Origin of the sequence: Paenibacillus darwinianus, from assembly GCF_000598065.1 — a bacterium.
Taxonomy (GTDB): Bacteria; Bacillota; Bacilli; order Paenibacillales; family Paenibacillaceae; genus Paenibacillus_I; species Paenibacillus_I darwinianus.
This window is the reverse complement of the sequence record NZ_KK082160.1, coordinates 84,432-88,317: the sequence shown is the minus strand read 5'-3', so window position 1 is coordinate 88,317 and position 3,886 is coordinate 84,432. Positions and strand designations below refer to the sequence as shown.

The following is a 3,886-nucleotide window of genomic DNA, read 5'->3' as shown; positions in this document are numbered from 1 at the left end:
GCTATGAGCTGCGGGGCGTGCCGGTTGCCGAGCTGGAACGCGAGCCGTTCATCCTGCTGAAGAAAGGACAGGGCTTCCGCCAGATCACGCTCAACCTGTGCGCCGCCGCCGGCTTCGAGCCGCACATTGTGTTTGAGAGCAGCAACATCGAAACGGTCCAGTCGCTGGTCGCCGCAGGGATGGGGCTAGCCTTCGTGCCGCACATGATCGCGCGCGCCAAATGGAGCGATCAGTCGCCGCCGGTATACCTGCCGCTTGAATCCGCTCCCTCGCGCACGCTTGTGATCGCCACCCGCAAAGGCCGATACCTGTCCAAAGCGTCGGACGCCTTTATCCGGACACTGAAAGAAACGGTCGCAGACCCGGACAATAAAGTCTAAAAAACCTCTCGGATGACCATCATCCGAGGTTCAGGCGTCTTATTTCGACTACCGTGCATTTTTCACCTTCGGGCCTGAGCCCTTAACTGCTCTAAAACATACACGGCCCAGGCGTTTCACTAAGCGCCTCTTCCATGAGCGTGCATCCGCCAGGACAAACGGGAGAAGCTCCAGCTAATCTTGCCGGAATGCGTTCTCTCGGATCCTATCCGGGAAAAGCTCCGCGTGGAACCCCGTCCGGTATTCGTTATTCGCTTTTTGCTGCCCGATCGCATTAACGCAGCCTCGCTGCGCCACACTTTTACTTGCCGAAATCGTAAAAATCGGGCCTGCGGTCCTCGAACACCGGGATTCTCCCGCGCACTTCGTCGACGAGCGCCAGGTCGATATCGGCCATTAGCACCGTCTCCTCCTCGCCCGCCTCGGCGATCACTTCTCCCCATGGATCAATGACCATCGAATGCCCGAAAAAAGACGTTGAACCGCTGACGCCGGTCCGGTTGCACGCAATCACATACATCTGATTCTCGATGGCGCGCGCCGTCAGCAGCGTCCGCCAGTGATGAAGTCTCGGATTCGGCCACTCCGCCGGCACGATGAGCAGCTTTGCGCCTTGCAGCGCCAGCGTACGCGCCAGCTCGGGAAAGCGGATATCGTAGCAGATCATCAGGCCGGCCGACTCGCCGTCCAGCGTCGTCCGGCCGATTTTGCCGCCAGGCTGCAAATGCTTCTCTTCGTCCATCAACCGAAACAAATGGAGCTTGTCGTAATCGCCGGCCTCTTCCCCGTTTCGGTCGAATACGCGAATCGTATTGAATACGCCCGCATCCCGCTTTTCCGCGATCGAGCCCGCCACAATGTTCACCCCGTGCCTGCGGCTGAATTCAGCCATCAGCGCACGTGTACGCCTGCCCTCATCGTCGGCGATGCCGCCGATCGCATCAAGGGCGTAGCCCGTATTCCACATCTCCGGAAAAACGATCACATCGGGCTTCGTCTCTCCGTTAATTGCGGCTTGAAGCATTTCCTGAAGCCTGGTGAAGTTCGCTTCCGGCTGGCCGGCCTCTATGTGCATTTGCAGGAGCGCGACCCGCATTGGTTTGAATGGCATGATGCTAACCTCCGGTCCGTCGAACGGTTTTTTCTTATTCTTACCCTGTCATGGCAAACTGTCAAGATGGGAACCCTATGATGGAAATAAGATGTGCCCGCGGGCACGTAAAGGAGCTGAAATTGCATGATCAATCGATTGAAGCGCGTACTCGTCCCGTTCGTGCTGAGCGCCGCCGCCGTTCTGCTATGGGCGATGCCGGCCGCCTCGGCGCCCGATCCGTCGGTCAAGCCGGTGCAGGTGTTCGACGTCAAAGCGGGCAAAGTGGTCAAAACGATTCCCAACGATGCGGAATATCAGCGCTATGCCGCCGAATGGCTGAGCTCCGTGACCGGCCTGTCTCCGCAGTTAAAGCCCAACGAGAAATGCGGGTTCGTCTATCGCGTGCCCCTGTCCCGTCCCATCGCGACGAAGGTGGGCGGCCAGACGATAGAGGTTGATGACGTTTTCCTCTTCTATTGCGAGGAGTTTGAGCCGGTGCTGTTGGTATTTGACGCAGAGCGCAAGCCATATCTGCTCAATTTCAAAGCCGATCTGAAGCCGTTTCTGCGTAAAATCGCGGCGCCCTGACGATCCCGCACGGCGCTCGACAGTCCCCTCCGTACGTGCTACATTAGGACTATTATGTGCAGATACGGAGTGAAGTCGCAATGGGTACGACAAATACAACAAACATGGGCGCAGGCGTCGGCATTGAGCCGGCGCAGCGCATGATGGCGCTGCCGACGCAGTTTTTCGCCAAGCTCGTCGCCAAGGCGAACGCGCAGGCGGCCAAAGGCCGCGACGTCATCAATCTCGGTCAGGGCAATCCCGACAGGCCGACGCCGCCGCATATCGTCGCCAGACTTCAGGAGGCGGCGGCCAACCCGCTTTATCATAAATATCCGCCGTTCAGCGGCTTCGCCTTTCTCAAAGAAGCGGTCGCAGATCGCTACCGTCTCGATTACGGCGTTGAGCTTGACCCGCAGACCGAGGTTGCCATCCTGTTCGGCGGCAAAACGGGGCTGGTCGAGATCAGCCAGTGCCTGCTGAATCCGGGGGACGTATGCCTCGTGCCCGATCCGGGTTATCCGGATTACTGGTCGGGCGTGTCGCTCGCGGGCGCATCGATGTCGTTCATGCCGTTGACCGCGGACAACGGCTTTCTGCCCGATTACGGCCGGATTCCGGCGGCAACTGCCGACCGGGCCAAGCTGATGTTCCTCAATTACCCTAACAATCCGACCGGCGCCGTGGCCGACTCCCGCTTCTATGAAGAGACGGTTGCGTTCGCGCGCCGCCACCAAATAGTTGTCGCCAGTGATTTTGCGTACGGCGCGATCGGCTTCGACGGCCAGCGCCCGGTAAGCTTTCTGCAAACGGCCGGCGCGAAGGCGGTCGGCGTCGAATTCTATACGCTGTCAAAGAGCTACAACATGGCCGGCTGGCGCGTCGGCTTTGCGCTCGGCAACGCCCGGATCGTGTCCCTTATCAATCTGATTCAGGACCATTATTACTGCAGCCTGTTCGGCGGCATCCAGGAGGCGGCGGCGCTCGCTTTAACCGGTCCGCAGGACAGCGTCCGCGAGCTCAATGCAATGTACGGACGCCGCAGGGACGCGCTTTTCGAAGCGCTTGACGAGATCGGCTGGAAGGCGGAGAAGCCGGGCGGCTCCTTTTTCTGCTGGCTTCCCGTGCCCGAGGACCACACGTCCGAATCATTCGCGGATTTGCTGCTTGAGCGTGCGGACGTGGTGCTGGCGCCCGGCGTCGGCTTCGGCGCGAACGGCGAAGGCTATGTGCGTCTCGGGCTGCTTGCGGATGAAGCGCGGCTGCGCGAAGCCGTCATGCGGATCGGCCGGCTGGGGCTATTCGGCTAGGGGCTTTGCGTCGCTTTACAGCCCCTTACGATCATGGTAAACTTACGGTATCTTTACTCAATCGAACCTAAACGTTGTGACGGGACTAGTACGTACGAACGTTTCGCGTGCAGAGAATGGATTCCGAGGCTGCAAGAATCCATCGCGGGACCGTGCCGAACCCACCCCCGAACGGCCGGCGAAGAGCCGGACAGCGCCTGCTGTTATCAGGCCGGAAGCAGGATGATCTTAGCATCATCAATTAAGGTGGTACCGCGGAAGCCAGACTTTCGTCCTTTTTAGGAGGACGGAGGTCTTTTTATTTGGGAAGGTAGGGTCCGGAATGGTCGAAGTCATCGTCATCAAAATCGGCAGCAGCTCGCTCGCATCGGAGGAAGGCGGCCTGAACCGCGACCGGATCGGGTATTTCGCCGAGGAGCTGTCTGCGCTTATCAAGGAAGGCCGCAAGGTGCTGCTGGTCACCTCGGGCGCCGTCGCCGCCGGCTTCAAGCGGATCGGGTACGCCTCGCGCCCCCGTCTGCTCCATGAGAAGCAGG

At 59.7% G+C, this 3,886-nt stretch carries 5 protein-coding genes; 4 read left to right on the top strand and 1 reads right to left on the bottom strand.

The features are described 5' to 3' along the window. The coding region (locus BG52_RS08510; RefSeq protein ID WP_036667102.1) for a LysR family transcriptional regulator substrate-binding protein at positions 1 to 380 on the top strand (380 nt) is incomplete at its 5' end. Positions 381 to 681: 301 nt separating this feature from the next. Here the strand turns inward: BG52_RS08510 and BG52_RS08505 are convergent. Continuing rightward, positions 682 to 1,491, bottom strand: coding sequence for a carbon-nitrogen family hydrolase (locus tag BG52_RS08505; protein WP_036582433.1), 810 nt, complete (start codon positions 1,489 to 1,491; stop codon positions 682 to 684). Between the two features lie 126 nt (positions 1,492 to 1,617). Here BG52_RS08505 and BG52_RS08500 point away from each other — a divergent pair, with 126 nt between their 5' ends. From BG52_RS08500 to BG52_RS08490, 3 genes are all read left to right on the top strand, one after another. Then, positions 1,618 to 2,061 (top strand): hypothetical protein, encoded by a 444-nt coding sequence (locus BG52_RS08500; RefSeq protein WP_036582435.1) that lies wholly within the window; start codon positions 1,618 to 1,620, stop codon positions 2,059 to 2,061. An 80-nt stretch (positions 2,062 to 2,141) separates the two neighbouring features. Continuing rightward, positions 2,142 to 3,350, top strand: coding sequence for a pyridoxal phosphate-dependent aminotransferase (locus BG52_RS08495; protein WP_036582438.1), 1,209 nt, complete (start codon positions 2,142 to 2,144; stop codon positions 3,348 to 3,350). Positions 3,351 to 3,672: 322 nt separating this feature from the next. Then, a partial coding sequence (locus tag BG52_RS08490; RefSeq protein ID WP_036667100.1) for an amino acid kinase family protein occupies positions 3,673 to 3,886 on the top strand: 214 nt, incomplete at its 3' end.

Coding starts and splice junctions, on each gene's coding strand:
- BG52_RS08500 (WP_036582435.1), top strand. CDS start 1,618: ATGATCAATCGATTGAAGCGCGTACTCGTCCCGTTCGTGCTGAGCGCC.
- BG52_RS08505 (WP_036582433.1), bottom strand. CDS start 1,491: ATGCCATTCAAACCAATGCGGGTCGCGCTCCTGCAAATGCACATAGAG.
- BG52_RS08495 (WP_036582438.1), top strand. CDS start 2,142: ATGGGTACGACAAATACAACAAACATGGGCGCAGGCGTCGGCATTGAG.